Genomic DNA, 20,858 nt, shown 5'->3' on the forward strand with positions numbered 1-20,858 from the left:
GGGCTGGCAGCCTGCTGGGCGCCGGCCTGGGCCAGGGGGAAAACCGACAGGGCGAGCGCGACCAGAAAGGCCGCGGACGTCTTCACCTTCATATTGAACCTCCGCGGCGGCGTTCCTGTCGCCCGAAGGCGGCAGCCTCGTGGCGGATGGGGGATAAAGGCGTAAAGGTCGCCCCAAACCGCGACAAAAGCGCTGGAAAGACCCGCACCTTTGCCGCTATCTCGTCATCCCCCGGTAGCGATGAGGCTTTCCTGATGACCGCCGATGCTTCCGTCAAGCCCGAGCTGCGGGCAAACGTCCCCGATGCGCTGACGCTGGCGACCGAACTGATCCGGGCGCCGTCCGTCACCCCCGATTCGGGCGGCGCGCTGGAAATCGTCGCCCGCCGTCTGGAGGCCTTCGGGTACCATGTGGAGCGCCTGACCTTCGACAGCGGCGGCATTCCCATCCCTAACATCTACGCCCGCATCGGCACCGGCTCGCCCAACCTCTGCTTCGCCGGCCATGTGGACGTGGTGCCCGAGGGCGATCCCGCCCACTGGCTGCATGGGCCGTTCGCCGGCACCGTGGAGGACGGCAAGCTCTTCGGCCGCGGCGCGGTGGACATGAAGGGGGCGGTCGCCGCCTTCCTCGCCGCCGCGCTCAGCCATGGCCGGCCGGAGGCCGGCAGCCTCTCCTTCCTCATCACCGGCGACGAGGAGGGCCCGGCCCTCGACGGCACGGTGAAGGTGGTGGAGTGGCTGAAGGAGAGGGGCGAGGTCATCGACCACTGCGTCCTCGGCGAGCCCACCAACCCCAACGCCATGGGCGATGCCTTCAAGGTGGGCCGGCGCGGCAGCCTCTCGGGCATCCTCACCGTGAAGGGGGTGCAGGGGCACGTCGCCTATCCGCACCTCGCCGACAATCCCATTCCGCGCCTCCTGAAGCTGGTGGGCGAGCTGACGTCGGCGCCCCTCGATCACGGCTCGGACTTCTTCCCGCCCTCCAATCTGGAGGTGGTCTCCATCGATGTGGGCAATCCGGTGTTCAACCTGATCCCGGCCGAGGCCACCGCGCGCTTCAACGTGCGCTTCAACGACCTCTATTCGCTGGAGACGCTGAAGTCCGAGATCATCCGCCGGATCGACGGCGCCGGCCTCACCTACGATCTCGCCTTCCAGCCCGGCGCCAGCCAGAGCTTCCTCACCGCGCCCGGCCCGTTCGTGGAACTGGTGGCGGACGCGGTGGAGGCGGAGACGGGGCGGCGGCCGGAGGCCTCCACCTCCGGCGGCACCTCGGATGCGCGCTTCATCAAGGACATCTGCCCGGTGGTGGAGTTCGGCCTCGTCGGCCAGACCATGCACAAGGTGGACGAGGCGACGCCGGTCGCCGACCTTGAGGCGCTGACGCGCATCTATTCCCGCATCATCGCCCGCTATTTCGCCACCTTCGCCTGAGCGGACGCCCCCATGACCGAGACCATTCCCGGCGAAACCGCCTCCACCCTCGATGTGGACGGCCGCGCCATCGCCATCCGCGCCATTCCCGGCGCGGCGCCCGGCCTGTTCTGGCTCGGCGGCTTCAAGTCGGACATGACCGGCACCAAGGCCGAGCACCTCGCGCGCTGGGCTCAGGCGCGGGGGCAGGCCAACGTGCGGTTCGACTATTCCGGCCATGGCGCATCGGGCGGGGCGTTCGAGGAGAGCACCGTCTCGCGCTGGCTCAACGAGGCGCTGGCGGTGTTCGACCACGCCACCTCCGGCGACCAAGTGGTCATCGGCTCGTCCATGGGCGGCTGGATCGCGCTGCTGCTGGCCCGCGCCCTCGCGGCGCGGGGGGAGAAGCGGCTGAAGGGGCTGGTGCTGGTGGCACCGGCGCCGGACTTCACCGAGGCCCTCATGTGGGACAAGTTCCCGCCCCCGGTGCGCGAGCTGATCGAGACCTCTGGCCGCTTCCTCAAGCCGACGCTCTATGGCGAGGACCCCTATGTCATCACCCGCGAGCTGATCGAGGACGGGCGCCGCCATCTGCTGCTCGGCGCGCCGTTCGCCGTGGGCTGCCCGGTGCGCATTCTGCAGGGCGCGCGGGACGAGGACGTGCCGTGGGAACACGCCATGCGCCTTGTGAGCTGCCTCGCCGAGGACGACGTGGTGTTCTCCCTCATCAAGGACGGCGACCACCGCCTGTCCCGCCCGGAGGATCTGGAGCGGCTGACGGAGGCGGTGGAAGGGCTGGTGTGAGAGGGGCGTCTCTGCCGGTCGAGGCGTGGGGGGACACGCGATACGAGAACCACCGTCATGGCCGGGCTTGTCCCGGCCATCCACGTCGTTCCGCCGGTGCAAAGGTTTGGCGTCCGTGCCCGGCCTTACCACGTGGATGCCCGGGACAAGCCCGGGCATGACGAAGACGCGGTGAGACGAAGCCGGCGCGTCCGCCCCTCAGCGGCGCATCTGCTGGAGCAGGACGAGGTCGGGATAGCCGTCCGGCAGCAGGCCGGCGCGGGCCTGATAGTCCTGGATGGCGACGCGGCTCTTCTGGCCGAGGATGCCGTCCACGTTGCCGATGTCGTAGCCCATCTGGGCGAGGCGGCCCTGGATTTCCTGCCGCTCGGCCTTGGAGAGGCCGCGCTCCTCCTTCGGCCAGGACTGGACGAAGGCGCCGCCGCCGCGCAGCCGGTCGGCGAGATGGCCGATGGCGAGGGCGTAGGCGTCGGCCGGATTGTACTTCAGGATGGCGTCGAAGTTCCGCATCATCAGGAAGGCGGGGCCGTTGGCACCGCCCGGCAGCAGCAGATAGGCGGTATCGGTGGGGCGCGGGAAGGCGACGCCATTGGCGCGGCGCACGCCGAGGGCGTTCCATTCCCCCAGCGTCTTCTTGTTGCTGCGGCTGGCGAGGCGGTAGTCGAAGCCCTGCGGCAGCGCCACCTCATAGCCCCACGCCTTGCCGAACTCCCAGCCGTCCAGCTTCAGATTGTTGGCGGTGGAGGCGATGATGTCGGGGATGGAATCCACCACGTTGCGCTTGCCGTCGCCGTCGAAGTCCACCGCGAAGCGCTGGAACGAGGTGGGCATGAACTGGGTGGGGCCGAACGCGCCCGCCCACGACCCCTTCAGGTGGTCGTAGGGCACGTCGCCCTTTTCCAGGATCTGCAGGGTGGCGATGAACTCGTCGCGGAAATAGTCCTGCCGCCGGCCGATGCAGGCGAGGGTGGCGGTGGATTCCAGCACGTTGCGCCGGCCGATGCCGTCCGGGTCGCCATAGGTGGATTCGATGCCCCAGATGGCGGTCACGGCGTAGCGGTCGACGCCATAGGCCTTTTCCGCCCGGTCGAAGATGGGCTTGTAGCGCTCCAGAATCTCGCGGCCCTTCTTCACGCGCGTCTCGGTGACGAGCATGTTCACATAGGCGCCGATGGGCTTGGAGAATTCCGGCTGGCTGTCGAGATAGTCCATGATCTTCATCTGCGGTTGCAGCGAAGCGGTGTACGTCTCGAAGGTGCGGCGGGAGACGCCCTTGGACTGGGCCAGCGGCCACAGATTGGCGATGCACTGGGGGAAGTTCGCCTCGGCCTGGGCGATGGCCTGCGGCGTCATCAGCGGATGGCCGGCGCCGGCCGGCGGGGTCTGCTGGGCCGGCGGGAAGCCGAAGATGGAGCCGGTCGTCTGGGCCTGTCCGGCGGCGGGGCTGACGAGACCGGCAAACAGCGCGAGCGTCACGGCCACGCCGCTTCCGAAGGTGGTCCTTTCGCGCGTCGTCGATGCCATCTTGAAAACCTTCCGTTTCCGGCCTGCCGCGAGGGCACCGGGGTGATCGTCTGAGGCTCCTACTGGGCGGCAATATGGTTGCGTCGCGGTTAATGGATGGCAAGTTTCAGCGGCTGGTATGCTGTTGGGGCGGCATTAACCGAAGTTGGGGAACACGGCCGAGATCTCTGCCGTTGCCACTCGGCTGCCATAGGGGCAGGAAAGGTTTCCAGGCGGCGGCGTGCCGCGCAGGGCGCCGTCCGCGCCGAGCTGTGCTAGACGACGGGCGTGGGTATTCAGGAGGGGCATTACTCAAGATGCGTAGACCCATTCGCAAGGCGATCCTACCCGTCGCGGGCCTTGGCACGCGCTTCCTTCCGGCGACCAAGGCGGTGCCGAAGGAGATGCTGACGGTGGTGGACCGGCCCGTCGTGCAGCACGTGGTGGACGAAGCCCGCGCCGCCGGCATCGAGCACATCGTTTTCGTCACCGGCCGCAACAAGGCGGTGATCGAGGACCATTTCGACCGCCAGTTCGAGCTGGAGCGCACGCTTCAGGAGCGCGGCAAGGTCAAGGAGCTGGAACAGCTCGACCGCGACACGCCCAAGGCCGGCACCACCTCCTTCACCCGCCAGCAGCTGCCCCTGGGCCTCGGCCATGCGGTATGGTGCGCGCGCGACATCATCGGCGACGAGCCGTTCGCGCTGCTGCTGCCGGACATGCTGCACATGCCCAAGGCCGGCAATGGCAACGGCCACGGCTGCCTCGGCTCCATGGTCGAGGCCTACAACGAGACCGGCGGCAACGTGGTGGCGGTGTACGAGGTGCCGGACGACCAGACCCACCAGTACGGCATCGTCGGCACCGGCGCCGATGCGGCGAAGGGCGCCAAGGCCATCACCCAGATGGTCGAGAAGCCCAAGGCCGGCACCGCGCCGAGCAACCTCGCCATCTCCGGCCGCTACATCCTCCAGCCCGGCATCTTCGACCTGCTCGCCAAGCAGGAGCGCGGCGCCGGCAACGAGATCCAGCTCACAGATTCCATGCTGAAGCTGAAGGAAACCGAGCCGTTCTACGCGGTGCGGTTCGACGGCGCGGTCTATGACTGCGGCTCGAAGATCGGCTTCCTCATGGCCAATGTGGCCTATGCGCTGTCCCGCCCCGACATCGAGGGCGAGTTCCGCGCCGAGCTGAAGGCGATGCTGGGCGGGAACTGAGGGGCGGCGGCGCCCCCGACCGCTGTCAAACCAACGGCGTCATGGCCGGGCTTGTCCCGGCCATCCACGTCGGGCCGAAAGAGCCTGGCGCCGCGGGTTTATTCCCAGCCGAACCCCGTGGATGCCCGGGACAAGCCCGGGCATGACGGTGGGGCGGGGCGGCGAGGGTGGTTTAGCCTATTCCGCCGCCACCGCCGTCGGGGCCGGCGGGTTGCGGAAGCGGGCGAGGAGGTCCTTCTCCTCGGCCTTCGCGGCTTCGAGGTGCCGCACCTTCACAGGACCGAAGCCGCGGATCTTCTCCGGGATGGAGGCGATGGCGACGGCGAGCGCATGGTTGGCGGGATCGAGCTTCGCCAGCAGCTCGCCCATTGTGCGCTCATACTCCGCGATCAGCGCCCGCTCGGTCTTGCGCTCGTCCGTGTAGCCGAACACATCCAGCGCCGTGCCGCGCAGGCCCTTCAGCTTCGCCAGCAGGGAAAAGCCCTTCATCATCCACGGCCCGAGGGTGATCTTGCGCGGCTCCCCCGTCGCGTCGTTGCGGCGGGCGAGGAGTGGCGGGGCGAGGTGGAACTCGAACCTGAGATCGCCGTCGAAGGCCGCGTCCGCCTGGGCGCGGAAGGCGCCGTCGGCATAGAGCCGGGCGACCTCGTATTCGTCCTTGTAGGCCATGAGCTTGTAGAAATTCTTCGCCACCGCCTCGGCGAGCCCGCCACGGCCGGGCGTCTTGGCCTGCTCGGCCGCGCGCACCTTGTCCACCAGCGCGGTGAAGCGGGCAGCATAGGCGGCGTTCTGGTAGCGCGTGAGATCGGCCACGCGGCGGGCGATCACCTCGTCGAGGCTCTGGGAGAGGCGCCGGGCGTCGCTGGAGACAGTCCCCTTGGGCGTCGCGATGGCCTCCACCGCCTTGGGATCGTGGGCGGCGCGGCGGCCCCAGAGGAAGGCGGCCTTGTTCATGGCCACCGCTTCCCCGTTCAGCTCGATGGCCCGCTCGATGGCGGCGGCCGAGAGGGGCAGGGCGCCGAACTGGTAGGCATAGCCCACCATGAAGATGTTCTGCGCCAGCGCATTGCCGAACAGCGCCTGGGCGAGGCGGCTCGCCTCGATGAAATGGGTCTGCGGCTCGCCCACCAGATCGCGGATGGTACGCTTGATGCGCTCGGTGGGCAGAGAATAGTCGGCATTGCGGGTGAAGTCGCCGGGCAGCACCTCGTGGGTGTTCACCACCACGATGGTCTTGCCCGGCTTCACCGCCGCCAGCACCTTCTTGGTGCCGGCCACCACCAGATCACCGCCCAGCACCACGTCCGCCCCGCGCGCCGGCACGCGGATGGCGGTGATGTCGGCGGGATCGTTGGCGAGGCGGATGTGGCTGTAGACCGCGCCGCCCTTCTGGGCGAGGCCGGCCATGTCGATCATGCCGCAGGCCTTGCCTTCCAGATGCGCCGCCATGCCGAGGATGGCGCCGATGGTGACGACGCCGGTGCCGCCCACGCCGGTGGCGATGACGCCATAGGTGCCGTGGATCTCGGGATGCGCCGGCTCCGGCAGCTCCGGCCAGCTGTCGGCGCCGGCCGCCGCGCCCGCGCTCTTCTTCGGCTTGGCGCCCTTCACCGTGACGAAGGAGGGGCAGAAGCCGTTCACGCAGGAGAAGTCCTTGTTGCAGGACGACTGGTCAATCTCCCGCTTGCGGCCGAATTCGGTCTCCAGCGGCTGCACGGAGACGCAGTTGGACTTCACCCCGCAATCGCCGCAGCCCTCGCAGACGCGCTCGTTGATGAGTACGCGCTTGTCGGGATCGGGGAACTGGCCGCGCTTCCTGCGCCGGCGCTTCTCGGAGGCGCAGGTCTGGTCGTAGATCATCACCGTGACGCCGGGAATGGCCGCCAGCTCCCGCTGCACGGCGTCCAGCTCGTCGCGGTGGTGGATGGTGAGGCCTGAGGGCCAGAGCGTGTTGGCGGGGTATTTCCCCGGCTCGTCGGTGACGACGACGACCCGCTCCACCCCTTCCGCCGCCACCTGCCGGGCGATGACGGGGACGGTGAGGTCGCCGTCATGCTTCTGGCCGCCGGTCATGGCGACCGCGTCGTTGAAGAGGATCTTGTAGGTGACGTTCACCTTGGCGGCGCAGGAGGCGCGGAGCGCCAGATAGCCCGAATGGTTGTAGGTGCCGTCGCCGAGGTTCTGGAACACGTGGCCGCGCTTGGAGAAGGAGGATTCTCCGATCCAGTTGGCGCCCTCGCCGCCCATCTGGGTGAAGCCGGTGGTCTCCCGGTCCATCCACTGCACCATGTAGTGGCAGCCGATGCCGGCATAGGCGCGCATGCCCTCTGGCACTTTCGTCGAGGAATTGTGCGGGCAGCCCGAGCAGAAATAGGGAATGCGCGTGGCCACGTCCGAGGTCGCCGCGAGCACCCGCTGCGCCTCCTCCAGCTCCGCCACGCGCGCGGCGATGTCCGGGATGTCGCCATAGGCGAGGAGCCGGCGGCCGAGCTGGATGGCGATGTCGTTGGGGTCGAGCGCGCCCTTCACCGGGAACAGCCAGCGGCCCTGCTCGTCCTTCTTGCCGATGCAGACGGGCTGATTGGCGGTGCCGTACAGCTCCTCGCGCACCTGCACCTCGATGAGGGAGCGCTTCTCCTCCACCACCATGATGAGGTCGAGGCCCTTGGCGAACTCGTAGAGGCCCTGCGTCTCCAGCGGCCAGGGACAGGCCACCTTCCAGATGCGGATGCCGAGATCGTTGGCGCGCACCTCGTCGATGCCGAGCTCGTCCAGCGCGAGGCGCACGTCGAGGTACGACTTGCCCACGGTGGCGATGCCGATGCGCGGGCGGGCGCCGCCGGAGGTGATGAAGCGGTTGAGGCGGTTGGCGCGCAGGAAGTGCAGCACCGCGTCGCGCTTGAACTCCTGAAGCCGCTCCTCCTGCGCCAGCGGCGTGTCGCCGAGGCGGATGTTGAGGCCGCCGGGGGGCATCTCGAAGCCCAGCGCCGGCTCGATGCGCACGCGATCCAGCCGCCCGTCCACGATGCCGGTGGACTCGATGGTGTCCTTCACCGCCTTGAGGCCGACCCAGGTGCCGGCGAAGCGGGAGAGCGCCCAGCCGTAGAGGCCGTAATCGATGATCTCCTGCACGCCGGCCGGGTTCAGCACCGGGATCATCACGTCGACGAAGTGGAACTCGCTCTGGTGGGCAGTGGTGGAGCTTTCGCAGGTGTGGTCGTCGCCCATGAGGGCCAGCACGCCGCCGTGGCGGGAGGTGCCGGCGTTGTTGGCGTGGCGGAACACGTCGCCGGAGCGGTCGACGCCCGGCCCCTTGCCGTACCAGAGGCCGAACACGCCATCGAACTTGCCTTCCCCGCGCAGCTCCGCCTGCTGGGAGCCCCACAAAGCGGTGGCGGCGAGATCCTCGTTGAGGCCGGACATGAACTTGATGTCGTTGGCCTTGAGCACCTTCTCGGCGCGCAGGAACTGTTGGTCGAGCCCGCCGAGGGGGGAGCCGCGATAGCCGGTGACATAGCCGGCCGTGTTGAGGCCGGCGCGCCGGTCGCGCTCCTTCTGCATCAAGGCGAGGCGGACCAAGGCCTGCGTGCCCGATACGAACACGCGCTCCTGGGACAGGTCATATTTGTCGTCGAGCGAAACAGGCTTCAGAGCCATCGCGACGCCTCCAGCGGGGCCGGGCAGGGGACGGCGTCGCGTGGAAATCACGCGCACCGTTCGCCTTTAGGCTGGCACGGAGTGTCGCACCCGGCAATTTCGTTGTTCCAATTCAAGGCGCAACGAAATTGCCGAAAAGCTGGGCGTGACGAATTTTGGTGCATCGCAACCGAATTTGGCTGCGTTGCGGGAGCTTAGCCCGGCAGCAGGCGCTCGCTTTCGAGATAGCCGGTGAGCAGGCCGAAGCCGAACAGCATCACCAGCAGGGCGGCGCCAAGCTCCACACCCAGCCGGGCCATGATGGACCATTTGGTGTCCCGCCCGGCGATGCGCACGGCGAGCCGTTTGCCATAGACGGCGATGGCGGCGATGGCCGTCACGGTGGCGGCGGTGCCGAGGCCCATGGCGAAAGCGGAGGCGACGCCGCTCAGGAACACGCCCTGCGACAAGGCGAAGGTGAGCACCAGAATGGCGCCGGAGCACGGCCGCGCCCCGGCCGAGACCACGGCGACGGCGGCGCGCTTCCATCCGCCCTGTCCGGCGAGAAGCGCGGGGTCGGGGGCGTGCTTGTCGCCGCAATCGCAGTCGGCGGCATGGATGTGGCCGACATCCCCCCGCGCCGCAGCAACCAGGGCGCGGCCCTTCACGATCGCGAGATAGAGCCCGAACAGGCCTATGCCGCCATAGGCCGCGACTTCCACCACCGTCATGGCCTGCGCCATGGAGACGGCGGTGGCCCCCAGCGCCAGCGCCAGGATGCCGACGAAGAGGATGGCCGCGACCGCCTGCACCATGCCGGCGGCCAGCGACAGGGCCGCGCCCCGGCGCAGCGTGCCGCCATCGGCGAGGAGATAGGAGGAGATCACCGCCTTGCCGTGTCCGGGGCCGGCGGCATGGAACACGCCGTAGGCGAAGGAGAGGCCGGCGAGGAGGAAGGTGGCATTGCCATCCTTTTTGGCCGCGCGCACGGCCCCCACCAGCGCGCGGTAGAATTCCGACTGCTTGGCGAGGATGAAGCCGGTGATGCCGGAGGGCGGCGCGCCGCCGCCGCCGAGGCCGAAGGGCGTCGCCTTTGGTCCGCCGCCACCGGGCGGGCCGAAACCCTGCGCGAAGGCGAGGTCTGGATAGAGCACCAGCGCGACCAGCAGGGCGAACAGCACCACCGCGCCGAGCCCGAGAACGATCATCCCCGCCCGGCGCATCCGCCCGGGGACCGCCGCAGGGAACCCGCTCACGGGCACTTCACCGTGATCTTGTCCGCAAACTGGGCGCCGTAGGTGCTGCCCGCGGTGAGCCCGGCAAAGAAGGCCTCGTTGAGCGTCGAGCTGGCCGGCGGCTCCGGCGAGGTGACTTCCTGCGTGCAGCCGGCCGGCGCTGCGACCATCTTCACCGGATCGGTGTCGGCGAAGGAGAAGGAGACGAACACGGTCGGATCATAGATCTCGATGGTGGCCGCGCCCTTCACCGCGATGGGCTTGGCCAGCGGCAAGGTGAAGTGCAGGGTCAGCAGCTCGTTCTCGTAGGTGAGGTAATAATCCACCGGGTCCTTGAAGGCGAGCTTGCCGGTGGCGGTCTTCCCCCGGACGAAATAGTCATATTCCTTCAAGGAGGTGACATTCACCTCGGCGAGCGGCTTCAGCACGTCGTCGCCATAGCTGCCGTCCTTCTGCTTCTCCAGCCCCTGCAAGGCGAAGGCGGTGAAGGCGTCGTCGAAGGTCCAGGCCTGCTTGAGGGCGGTGAGCTTGCCGTCGGCGCCGTAGACCACTTCGGTCTTCATGGTCACCCAGACGTGGGGATGGGCCTCCGCCACCCCGGGCAGGAGCGCCGCGGCGAGCAGCATGACGACGGGCAGCAGGCGCGCCAGCATCCGAATCTACTTCCTTGTGTCGGGGCGAACCCCTCTCAGGTCGCGCGAGACTTCGGCGGAATGGTGACGCCGGTCCCTACAGGCCCCATGACACGCGGATATGACACGCGGGTGTGACAGGGCCTGCCCGAGCGTCATATTCCGTGCGTCACATTGGCCGGCGCGCTCTTCCCGAGGGTCAGCTGTCCTCGTGCTTCGGCTTTTCCGCCGCGCGGCGGCCGAAGTCGGGGGCGGCGGTTTCCTGGCCCTGCTCGATGATGGAGCGGCGGATGGCGCGGGTGCGAGCGAAGTGCTCGAACAGCACGTCCCCGTCGCCGTAGCGGATGGCCCGCTGCAACGCCGTCAGATCCTCGGTGAAGCGGCCGAGCATCTCCAGCACGGCGTCCCGGTTGGTCAGGAACACGTCGCGCCACATGGTGGGGTCGGAGGAGGCGATGCGGGTGAAGTCGCGGAAGCCGCCGGCGGAGAACTTGATGACCTCGGAGGTCAGCGTTTCCTCCAGATGCGCCGCCGTGCCTACGATGTTGTAGGCGATGAGGTGCGGCACATGGCTGGTGATGGCCAGCACCAGATCATGGTGCTGGGCGCTCATGGTCTCCACATTCGCCCCCGCCGCCCGCCACAGGCCGACGATGCGCGCCACCGCCTCGGGGGCCGCGCCCTCGGGCGGGGTGACGATGCACCAGCGGTTCTCGAACAGAGTGGCGAAGCCCGCGTCGGGGCCGGAAAACTCGGTTCCGGCCACCGGATGGGCGGGGATGAGATGGGCGTGGGCCGGCACATGGGGGGCCATGGCCTCCACCACGAAGCCCTTCACCGATCCCACGTCCGAGAGGATGGCGCCCGGCTTGAGGCGCGGCCCCACCACCTCGGCGACCTTGCCGGAGGCGCCGACCGGCACGGCGACGACCACGATGTCGGCGCCGTCCGCGGCTTCGCCCGCATCCTGCGTCACCACGTCGGCGAAGCCGAGCTGCCGCACGCGGTCGCACACGGCGGGGTCGGCGTCGGCGACGACGAGGGTGCCGGCGAGATGCTTCTCCCGCGCGGCGCGGGCAAGCGAGGAGCCGATGAGACCCGCGCCGATGATGGCGAGGCGCGGCACGAGGGGCTGGATCACTTGGCGGGCCCCTTGGTGGGCCCCTTGGTGGTCCCCGCCGCTCCGCCGGCCATGAACTCGGTCAGCGCGGCGACCACCAGCTCGTTGGCCTCCTCAGTGCCCACCGTCATGCGCAGGGCATTGGGCAGGCCGTAGCTCGCCACCTGCCGCAGCACCAAGCCACGGCGCATGAGGAAGGCATCCGCCTCCTTCGCCGTGCGGCCGGGCTCCTCCGGGAAGTGGATGAGCAGGAAGTTGGCGACGGAGGGCGTCACTTTAAGCCCCAGCGCCTCGATCTTGCCGGTGAGCCAGGGCAGCCACTTGGAATTGTGCGCCACCGACTTTTCCACGTGGGCGGCATCGGCGATGGCCGCCGCGCCCGCCAGCAGGGCCGGGGTGTTCATGTTGAACGGCCCGCGGATGCGGTTCATGGCGTCGATGACATGGGCCGGGCCCACCGCCCAGCCGATGCGCAGCGCGGCGAGGCCGTGGATCTTGGAGAAGGTGCGGGTCATTAAGACATTTTCTGTCGAAAGAGCCAACTCCAGCCCGGTCTCGTAGTCGTTGCGGCGGACGTATTCGGCATAGGCCGCGTCCAGCACCAGCAGCACGTTGGAGGGCAGGCCCGCGTGCAGGCGCTTCACCTCGTCGAACGGCAAATAGGTGCCGGTGGGGTTGTTCGGGTTGGCGAGGAAGACGAGCCGCGTCTTCGGCGTCACCAGCGCGAGCAGCGCGTCCACGTCGGCCGTGAGGTCGCGTTCCTTCGCCACCACAGGCACGCCGCCAGCGGCCAGCGTCGCGATCTTGTAGACGAGGAAGCCGTGCTCCGAATAGATCACCTCGTCGCCCGCGCCCACATAGGTGTGGGTCACGAGGTTCAGGATCTCGTCGGAGCCGGCGCCGCAGATGATGCGCTCGGGATCAAGCCCGTTGGCCTTGGCGATGGCCTCGCGCAAGGCGCGGGCGGAGCCGTCGGGATAGTCCTCCAGCTTGAGCCCGGCCTCGGCGAAGGCGGCAACCGCCTTCTCGCTCGGGCCGAGGGGGGTCTCGTTGGAGGAGAGCTTGAACACCTTCTCCACCCCCGGCGCGTGGCTCTTGCCCGGCACATAGGCCTCGATGGCGAGCACGCCCGGCTTCGGCTCGGGCCGGCCGGTGGGGATCGGGTCGTTCAGCACGGCGGACATCTCGGGTAACTCCAGACGATCTTTCTTCACGGCCGGGCGGCGGGGCGCACCACCTTGTGGGTGGCGGCGTGGCTGCCCACCTCGGCGACGGCGCGGATGCCCGCGCCCGCTTCAGTGAGGGCGCCCGTCACCTCGTCCACGGCATGGCCGGGGGGCAGGGACACCAGCAGAGCGGCGCCGTCGAGGGCTTCATCCGGCGCCACCACCACCTCGGCGAAGGCGGGTATGGCACGGCCGGCGGCCGCGCTCCATCCCGTCACGCGCAGCGAATAGACGCGGACCTCGCGCACGGCGGCATCCGCGATGGGGTGGGACACCACGAACACCGGCAGGCCGGCGGGGTGGTCGTCGCGCTCCACGAAGGGCAGGCGGGCGATGATCTTGGGCGCGCCTTCCGCTTCCAGCGCCGTCCACCAGGGATCGGCGGCAGACGGAGAGGGGGCGGCGGCCAGCAGGCCGAGATCGCCGCGCGAGCCGGCCACCGCGTCGATCACGCCCCGCGCGCCCATATGGGGCAGGAACGGTACGGTGAAGCCGAAGTGGAAGCGCGCGCTGTCGCGCATGGGCGCCTCGCCGCCGGAGAGGTCGGCGTGCACGGAATAGGGCGCCTGCACATAGGTGAAGGTGGCGATGATGACGCGCCAGATGCTCTCCACCGTGTCGAGCGGCAGCAGGCCGTGGTGGCGCTCCACCAGCCGGCGCATCATGTCCGCCTCGCGGGCGGGGCGGAAGGCGGAGCCGCCCTCGGTGCCCTGGGTGTGCTTCACCTGCACGAGGCGGTCGATGATCTCGCTGCGCTCCATGAGCAGCTGGTGCATGGCCGCGTCGATGCGGTCGATCTCGGAGCGCAGGTCGGCCAGTGAGAGCGGAGCGTCGGAGAGGGGAGCGTCGTTGTGTGTCATTGGCGTTCGCGCGTCTGGAGCGCGACGCCCTGGCGGACGAAGTCCGTCCGCCGGATGAAACGCCCCTCCAACTCGGGGACGGAGACCGCGGGACCCGATCCGCCTGCGTCGCAGGCTTCCGGCACGCCCTCCAGCCGGCGAGGCTTACCGGGAACGGGCGCGGGAATCAAAACTTTGTTGCGCGCCGTGCCGGTATCCAGGCGCTCTAGCGCTTGAAATAGCCCTTCGCCAGATGCTGCGCCACGAAGGCGTCGATGGCGGCGTGAATGGTGTCCCAGCGGGGCAAAGCGGTCGCCGGCACCTCCACGGCGGCGGACCAGACGGGCGTCTGGAACCAGAGCTGCGCGCGGGCGTCGGCGGCATCGGGGCTTGCCGGCAGGCGGGCGAGCACGCCACGATCCTCGGAGATGCGCACCAGATAATCGCCGCCCGCTGCCGGAAACCGCTCCAGATCGTTGAGGAAGCCCTGCCTTTTGTCCTCCCGCCGCACGCTGGCGATGGTCTTGGTCATGCCGGCGAAGTCGGGGTGGGGGCCGAGGTAGAAGGCGGTGACGCGGATGGTCGGGTCATCCCCCGCCGGTGCGGCTTGCGCAGTCCCTGCCGCACGCGGCGGCGCGACGCCCGGGGTCGCGGCATGGGCCGCCATGGCAGCGGCCATGTCCGAGAGGGGAAAGGCGAAGGCGGTCTCCCGGCTGCGGATGAGGCAGCCCAGCAGGCCCAGCTCCGGCGGCGCGAGGGCATAGCGCGCGGGGAAGGCGAAGAGGTCGTCCCCGGCGCGGTAGAACAGCGTCTCGCCGAATTTCGCGACCGCCGCCTGCCGCGCCTCCTGCCGCGCCTCTTCCGCCTTGCCCGAGGGCTTTGCGGCAGGTTTGGCAGCAGGTTTCGCGGCGGGCGCGGGCTGGCAGAGCGCGGGGGGAATGTCGGGAACGGGAGCCATCCCCGAACTATAGGCCCTTAGGTCAGGCCGATGCGATAGGTCTGGGGAAACGGCGTGCCGGCCATGTCCACCGGCGCCAGCGGGCGGGCGGCGGGGCGCAGCAGCACGCGCTTCACGATCTCCGGGATCATGGTGCCGCCCAAATAGCGGCCGAGGCACTCGTGGTGCCCGTAGCCGAAATGCAGGTAGGTGTGGAACGGCCGATCCGGCTTGAAGGCGTCCGGCTCCGGCACGAAATCCGGGTCGAACATGGCGGAGAGGCTCAAGGGGAGCACCACCGTCCCCGTGCCCAGCACCTTCTCCCGCGCCGTGCCCTTGGCGAGGGTGTAGGTGGAGGCCGCCTCGCGGAACATGAAGGCGACGATGGGCGAGAAGCGCAGCGCCTCCCACACATAGCCGTCGAACACGGCGTCATCCCCCGCCTTGGCGGCCGCCCGCGCATCGCTGAGCACTTCCGGCCGGGCGAAGAGTTCGGCCAAAGCGTTGATGGCGGCTTCCGCCGTGGTCTCGATGGCGCCGATGAGCAGGCCGCCGATGTTGATGACCACCCGGTCCATGCCGAAATGGTCCGCCGCCGGCAGATTGAGGCTGAGGATGCGGGTGAGGCTGTCGTCCGGCGCGGTGCCGGCCTTGATCTCGGCGATGCGGGCCGGGATGAGGGCGGCGAACAGGGCCCGCAGCTTCACTCGGCTGTCCTCCGCCGCCTGATGGATGGCGTCGGCGTCCGGGCGGTCGTCGTAGGGCAAATTGTTGAACTGATCCATCTGGTTGGCATAGGACCAGTCGAGCAGGTCGGCGTCCGGCCCCTTGATGCCGAAGAAGCGCTGCACGATGCGCAGGGGCACGAGCCGCGCCAGCTTCTGCACCGCCTCAATCTCGGACCCTGCTGCGTTCAGCGCGGCGTCGGCGATCTCGGCCACGGCGGCGCGGATCTTCGGCAGGTCGTCCCAGGCGAGGATGGCGCGCATCACGGACTTGTCGCGGTAGTTCACCACCGTCTCGTCCATGGCGAGCATGAAGTCGCCCATCTTGGGCTTGTAGAGATCGACGGTGAACACCTTCGGCACCGACAGGATCTCGATCACGTCCGCCCGTTTGGCGATGAGCGTCACCTCGCTGGTCTCGTAGACCGGGGCGTGGGCGCGCAGCTCGGCGAAGAAGGGGCGGGGCTCGCTGGAAATCCAGCCCCGCGCCAGCGGCCAGCGCTCGGCGGGGCGGACGGCGGCGAGCTTGTCGAGATAGGGCGTGTAGGGGCGCACGCGCGCCGCGGCCTCAGGGACGGACATCGGGCCCCTCCAGGATCTTGAGATATTCGATGATGGCATAGCGATCCTCGGGGGAGAGCTTCGCCCCGGTGGGGAAGGCGTGGCCGCGATTGGAATTGCCGGGCAGGGCGGTGTCGAAGCGCGACACGCGCACCCGCTCCGCCTCGGGGATCGAATCGTAGGACGAGACGAAGCCCAGCTTCTCCGCGTCGAAGCGCTTCGAGCCCACATAGAACAGCGCCGGGCGCTCCTCCTCGGGGGAGAGCAGGTCATAGATGGTGGGCACCGAACCGTTGTGCAGGAACGGCCCCGTCGCCCACACGCCGGCGAGCGGGCCGGCCTTGTAGCTCGGCGGCAGCAGCCAGCCGGATTGCGGCGTGTCGCTGCTGGGGGCGAAGCGCCAGCCATAGGCGGCCTTGCGGGCGTCGCCGGTGATGCCGCGGGTGCGCAGATTGTTCTCGGTGAGGGTGGTCACTGCCGCCAGCAGCAGCGAGCCGGCGAGCACTTCCTTGCCGTCCTGGGAGTGCGGCGCGGCACCGAGCAGGGGTGCGAAGGGGCCGGGCTTGGCGTAGCGGGTGATGAAGTTCATCGCCATCTTCGGGTCGGTCTTCACGGTGTCGATGTTCACCATGGAGACGGCCAGCCACTGCCGCCCGCCCTCGGTCTCGGCGGCGGGGGTGAGGCGATAGTCGGGACCGCCGTGGCAGCCGGCGCAATTGGCCTTGAACAGCTCGGCGCCGCGCTTCGCCTTGGCGGCGTCCACCTTGCCCAGTTCCTTCTCCGGCCACGGCGGCGGCTTCAGCGTCGAGACCCAGGCTTCGAGGGCGACCAGATTCTCGCCGAGCGCGGTGGAGCTGGCGTCCCTGAGGTTGCCGTTGGCGAAGTCCGGATGGCCGAACACGCCCAGCACCTCGCCGAGATTGCGGCCGAGCGGGTTGCCGGCGACGCCGTTCCACTGCACGTAGCGCTGCCAGGGCGTGGTCCACAGGAAGGGGTAGCTCACCGGCGCGTCGGGGATGCGGTAGTTGGCCGGCTCGTTGAGCGCGGTGGCGGAGACCGCGTTCAGGATGTGGCCGAAGGCGTCGAGCCGCCCGCGCCCGTAGGGCACCGGCGTCCAGGAGGCGGCCTCCAGCCGCCGGATCTCGGTGGCAAGCGCCTCCAGCGCCGGGCGCACGGCCTTGGGGTCCATGGCCACGAGCCGCGCCGCGAAGCGGTGGAACTTGGCGGGATCGGCGAGGGTGATGTCGAGCGCCTTGCTGAGGCGTGCCATCAGAAGCTGGTAGTCACCCTGCGAGGCGCCACCATCGATGCGGATGCGCGCGCCGGTCTTCGCCTCGATGTCGGCGGTGTGGCAGGCGGCGCAGGTGAGGCCGACCATGGGGCCGAGCGCGCTCGTGCCGGGGCGCGGGTCCTTCACGAAGCCGATGGGCAGGCCGTCCGGATTGAGGGCCGAGGGGCCGTCCGCCGGCAGGAAGCCCATCTCCGCCACATGGGCGGGATCGAGGAACAGCTTGTCGGACAGCGGCTGCTCCAGCGCCCGCAGCATGGCGTAGGGCATCAGCTGGGAGCCCTGGGAGGTGAAATAGAACTGCTCGCGCATCTCCTTCGACCAGCCCTGGTCGAGCGGCTGCGCCTTGCCCGGCTCGGCCGGCGCCTCGTTGCGCGACATGATGGCGTCGGTGAGGGCGGCCAGCCCCAGAAACCCGATGATCCCCGCCCCGAGGATCAGACCCTTGCGCCCCAGCATTCTTGCCCCCGGATCGTCCTGCGTCTGCGGCCCCTGCCGGAAGACGCCCGTTTGAACCCCTCAATCGTGAGCGGCCGCGCCATCTCGGGCGCGGCCGTATGATGTCCACGCGCCATGAATGCGCGATGAACCGGTGCGCGATGAACGGTCAGACCAGCGACAGGTCGACGCTCTCGCGCAGCCGCGCGACAAGTTCGCCCTGCCGGTTGGTGCCGGTCTTCTCGTAGAGCGCCTTCAGCTGGCTGCGCGCGGTGGAGAGCGCCACGTTGCGCTGCTGGGCGAAGTCGGCGAGGGAGGCCCCCACCGCCAGCGCCGCCGCCAGCGCCGCCTCGGAGGGCGTGAGCTTGAAGGTGGTCTGGATGCGCCGCGCCACGTCCGCCCCGCCGCGTCCCGGCTGGCGCACCACCACCGCGATCTGCGAGCGGGTGGCGAGGCGCGGGCTGCCCTCGCCCGCCGGCAGCGGATGCAGCGATACCCGGTAGGGGCCGGCATCCTCGCCCGCGCGCGGCACTTCCATGTGCTCGGCATGGGTGATGTTGGCCTCGCCCCGCGCGGCGGCCAGCGCCAGCGCGACGGCGGAGGCCACCTGCCGGGAGGCGCGGTCGTCGCGGAAGGCGAGCTTGCCCTGTCGGACAGTGATGTCGCCGGACTTCACCATGCTCTCGCCGGCCCGGTTGACGTGGGCGACCTGCATCTCCGCATCCACCAGGAAGATGCCGGCATCCACGATGTCGAGGGCGGCGGCGATGTCGCCCACCTTCGCCTTCGCCTCGTCGAGCAGCGCGTAAAGCTCGAACGCGCGCCTGAGGTGCGGCACCACGAGGCCGAGCTTCTGCCGCTCCGCCTGCCCGAACGGCCCCTGCGCACGGCCGCGCATGGCGCAGATGGTGGCCATCACGTCGGCTTCCTGGGCGAAGTAGGAGACGAGCGAATGCTCGATGTCCATGGGCTCCACCACCTCGCGGAACAGGGCCGAGGCGCGAAACTGGTCGGGGTCCACCCCGTCCTCGCCGCAGATGACGCGGCCGGGATTGGAGAGGATGTAGGAGAGGCGGGGGTCTTCCGTCGCGTGGCGATAGAGGAAGGTCTTGTAGTCGTTGTGGTCGTGGCCCCACACGCGCCAGGTGGGCTTGGTCTGCTGCTTGAGGCTGAAGACCGCGAGCTGGCCGACGCGCCCGTCGATGAAGCGGGTGACGCCTTCGAGCAGGATGCCCCACTGGCGGGGATCGCCGGAAAGCTCGTAAACGTCCCCGACGAGGCGGGAGTAGTGATCGAGTTCGCCCATGTCCGTCCCATTTTTCGCGCGGCGATATCTCCGGCCGGGCCGGCGATCGCGTCGCCATGATCCGATGGGCCGCCATGGTCCACCCCGCGAGGACCGGACGGCGACTTAGAGTGTGCCTTGAGGCTTGCCCTGGCGCCCGCCGATGCCGGCGGGCGGCCCACGGAGATCGTGAGCGCAGCATTGCACAACCACCTCAAGCTGCAAGACGTCCGAAAGGGGGTCATCCCCCATTCGGATGATGCTGACCGAACCGTTGAAATGGTGACGTATGGGGGAGCCCCGGGGCGGGGGCATCAGAGGAGCGTGCCCGAGAATGCGTGTCGAAAGGCCCCTTGAGATGACCACCGGAAGCGACGAGCAGCGCCCCTCGACCCGGGAGGCCATCAGCGCGCGCGTCCGGAGCCTTGCCATCGAGGCGGGGGCGCGGCCGAGCGACCATGGCTTCGGCCGCATGTTCCCGACGCTGGCGACGCCCTCGCGCGGCATCGGCGAGGGACCGCGGACGCTGAAGGACCTCGCCCGCCTCGCCACCGCCATGGGCGCCTGCGCCGAGGCGCCGAGCGGGCGGCCGCCGCGCCGCCGCGCCGAGGGCGATGCCGATATTCCCGCCGCCTATGCCTTCCTGGTGGAGTTCGTGCTCAACGATCTCGTCTGGGAGCGCCGGCCGGCGGAGGAGGCGGCGCTCGCGGGCGCGCCGGCCTTCGTTCCTCTGGGCACATTCTCCACCCTGTTCAACCGCCGGTCCGGCTGCCTCGACCTCGAATCCATCTATGACGCGCCGCGCGATCCCGCCGCCGTGCGCCGGATGCTGCTGGGCGAGGTGTGGCGCAACCCGCTGGGCGAGCCGGCGCTGCCGCCGCGCAAGGGCCCGCGCAACGACCTGCCGCGCCTTCCCCGCGCCCTCGACCCGGCCCGTGATCGCGTGCCGCGCATGAGCGACGCGCGCAACGATCGCAGCCTGCCGCTCAGCCAGCTCCACGTCGCCTTTCTCAAGGCGCACAACGCGCTGGTCGCCACCGGCCGCTCCTTCGAGGCGGCGCGCCGGGCGCTGCGGCAGCGCTATCAATGGATGGTGCTGTTCGACCTCCTGCCCAAGATCGCCGATCCGGCGGTGGTGGAGGAGGTGATGAGCGAGGGGCCGCTGCTGTGGCGGCAGGATCGGCCGGGCGACATCTTCATCCCGGTGGAATTCTGGGCGGCGGCCTTCGCCATCGCCCCCAGCCTCGCCCGGCCCAGCTATGACTACAACCGCCACCTGAGGGACGCGGAAGGGGCGGCGCTCTCCACCCGCACCGCCCTCGGCCCCTCCGGCTCGGGCCCGGACGGCCTGCCGGCGGATCGCATCATCGCCTGGGAAGGCTTCCTGCCGCTGGAGGCGGAGGCGCCGCAGCGGGCGCGGCGGCTCGATACCATCCTCGCCGGCGCGCCGGACACGGTGGAGGCGTCGGCGCTCCGGCACCTGTCGCGCGGCTACCGGCTCGGCCTGCCGAGCGGGCAGGCGGTGGCGCAGCATCTCGGCCTCAGGCCGCTGCGCGACGACACGCTGCTCGCCGCACTGCCCGAAGCCCAGCGCGTCGCCGCTCTGCCGTTCTGCGAGGCGACGCCGCTGTGGTTCTACATCCTCGCCGAGGCGGGCGATCCCGCCGGACCGGCGGGCAAGCATCTCGGCCCGGTGGGCAGCCGCATCGTCGCCGAGGCGCTGTGGACGCTGGCGCGCCATTCCGACGCCTCCATCCTCGCGCCGGGCGAGCTGCGCGACTTCGACCGCTTCACCCTGAGCGATCTCGTGCTGCTGGCGGCGGAAGAGGACGGCTGAGCCCGCCCCCATCCCCATCGCCGAAAAGGCCGCCGGCGCTCTGCGTGCCGGCGGCCTTTTCGCGTCAGCACAACCGCAGGAGGTGTGGTCGCGGACAGGCTTCAGTATTGGCGCACTCATTTCATTCACGCTGCCCGGAAATGAAGCAGAATGACCGGTA

The 20,858-nt window shown here is 69.5% G+C and carries 15 protein-coding genes; 4 read left to right on the forward strand and 11 right to left on the reverse strand.

Annotation, left to right across the window (positions count from 1 at the left end; translation table 11 throughout):
• Positions 1–254 precede the first annotated feature (254 nt).
• Positions 255–1,436, forward strand: a complete 1,182-nt coding sequence (dapE, locus tag ACE3QW_RS18250) for a succinyl-diaminopimelate desuccinylase (RefSeq protein WP_374253040.1) — start codon at positions 255–257, stop codon at positions 1,434–1,436.
• A 12-nt stretch (positions 1,437–1,448) separates the two neighbouring features.
• Positions 1,449–2,219 (forward strand): alpha/beta hydrolase, encoded by a 771-nt coding sequence (locus ACE3QW_RS18255; protein WP_374253042.1) that lies wholly within the window; start codon positions 1,449–1,451, stop codon positions 2,217–2,219.
• Positions 2,220–2,417: 198 nt separating this feature from the next.
• Here the strand turns inward: ACE3QW_RS18255 and ACE3QW_RS18260 are convergent, their stop codons facing one another.
• Positions 2,418–3,743, reverse strand: a complete 1,326-nt coding sequence (locus ACE3QW_RS18260) for a lytic murein transglycosylase (protein ID WP_250168692.1) — start codon at positions 3,741–3,743, stop codon at positions 2,418–2,420.
• Between the two features lie 296 nt (positions 3,744–4,039).
• Here ACE3QW_RS18260 and galU point away from each other — a divergent pair, with 296 nt between their 5' ends.
• The gene (gene galU / locus ACE3QW_RS18265) at positions 4,040–4,939 is read left to right on the forward strand and encodes a UTP--glucose-1-phosphate uridylyltransferase GalU (protein ID WP_374253044.1); all 900 of its coding nucleotides are present in this window, start codon (positions 4,040–4,042) and stop codon (positions 4,937–4,939) included.
• Between the two features lie 177 nt (positions 4,940–5,116).
• Here the strand turns inward: galU and ACE3QW_RS18270 are convergent, their stop codons facing one another.
• The 10 genes from ACE3QW_RS18270 to ACE3QW_RS18315 all read right to left on the reverse strand — a co-directional run bounded on the left by ACE3QW_RS18270 (position 5,117) and on the right by ACE3QW_RS18315 (position 18,882).
• Complete coding sequence (locus ACE3QW_RS18270; RefSeq protein WP_374253046.1) at positions 5,117–8,596, reverse strand: indolepyruvate ferredoxin oxidoreductase family protein; 3,480 nt, start codon at positions 8,594–8,596, stop codon at positions 5,117–5,119.
• Between the two features lie 194 nt (positions 8,597–8,790).
• The gene (locus ACE3QW_RS18275) at positions 8,791–9,783 is read right to left on the reverse strand and encodes a nickel/cobalt transporter (RefSeq protein WP_374253048.1); all 993 of its coding nucleotides are present in this window, start codon (positions 9,781–9,783) and stop codon (positions 8,791–8,793) included.
• A gap of 44 nt (positions 9,784–9,827) precedes the next feature.
• Complete coding sequence (locus ACE3QW_RS18280; protein ID WP_374253050.1) at positions 9,828–10,463, reverse strand: DUF1007 family protein; 636 nt, start codon at positions 10,461–10,463, stop codon at positions 9,828–9,830.
• Between the two features lie 178 nt (positions 10,464–10,641).
• Positions 10,642–11,583 carry a prephenate/arogenate dehydrogenase family protein gene (locus ACE3QW_RS18285; protein ID WP_374253052.1) on the reverse strand — a complete coding sequence of 314 codons (942 nt, stop codon included), beginning with the start codon at positions 11,581–11,583 and terminating at the stop codon, positions 10,642–10,644.
• The gene (gene hisC / locus ACE3QW_RS18290; protein WP_374253054.1) at positions 11,580–12,746 is read right to left on the reverse strand and encodes a histidinol-phosphate transaminase; all 1,167 of its coding nucleotides are present in this window, start codon (positions 12,744–12,746) and stop codon (positions 11,580–11,582) included. The genes ACE3QW_RS18285 and hisC overlap by 4 nt, the downstream gene beginning before the upstream one ends.
• 26 nt (positions 12,747–12,772) lie before the next feature.
• The gene (locus tag ACE3QW_RS18295) at positions 12,773–13,648 is read right to left on the reverse strand and encodes a chorismate mutase (protein ID WP_029555877.1); all 876 of its coding nucleotides are present in this window, start codon (positions 13,646–13,648) and stop codon (positions 12,773–12,775) included.
• Between the two features lie 205 nt (positions 13,649–13,853).
• Complete coding sequence (locus ACE3QW_RS18300; RefSeq protein WP_374253056.1) at positions 13,854–14,585, reverse strand: hypothetical protein; 732 nt, start codon at positions 14,583–14,585, stop codon at positions 13,854–13,856.
• A gap of 17 nt (positions 14,586–14,602) precedes the next feature.
• Positions 14,603–15,871 (reverse strand): cytochrome P450, encoded by a 1,269-nt coding sequence (locus ACE3QW_RS18305; RefSeq protein ID WP_374253058.1) that lies wholly within the window; start codon positions 15,869–15,871, stop codon positions 14,603–14,605.
• Positions 15,858–17,597, reverse strand: coding sequence for a di-heme-cytochrome C peroxidase (locus ACE3QW_RS18310; RefSeq protein WP_374253059.1), 1,740 nt, complete (start codon positions 17,595–17,597; stop codon positions 15,858–15,860). The genes ACE3QW_RS18305 and ACE3QW_RS18310 overlap by 14 nt, the downstream gene beginning before the upstream one ends.
• Before the next feature lie 148 nt (positions 17,598–17,745).
• Positions 17,746–18,882: a helix-turn-helix transcriptional regulator gene (locus ACE3QW_RS18315; RefSeq protein ID WP_374253060.1), complete on the reverse strand. Its 1,137-nt coding sequence runs from the start codon at positions 18,880–18,882 to the stop codon at positions 17,746–17,748.
• Between the two features lie 337 nt (positions 18,883–19,219).
• On the opposite strand from ACE3QW_RS18315, the gene ACE3QW_RS18320 reads away from it, so the two are divergent.
• Positions 19,220–20,698 (forward strand): hypothetical protein, encoded by a 1,479-nt coding sequence (locus ACE3QW_RS18320; protein WP_374253061.1) that lies wholly within the window; start codon positions 19,220–19,222, stop codon positions 20,696–20,698.
• Positions 20,699–20,858: the final 160 nt, after the last annotated feature.

Origin of the sequence: Xanthobacter sp. (genome assembly GCF_041911315.1) — a bacterium.
GTDB lineage: Bacteria > Pseudomonadota > Alphaproteobacteria > Rhizobiales > Xanthobacteraceae > Xanthobacter > Xanthobacter aminoxidans.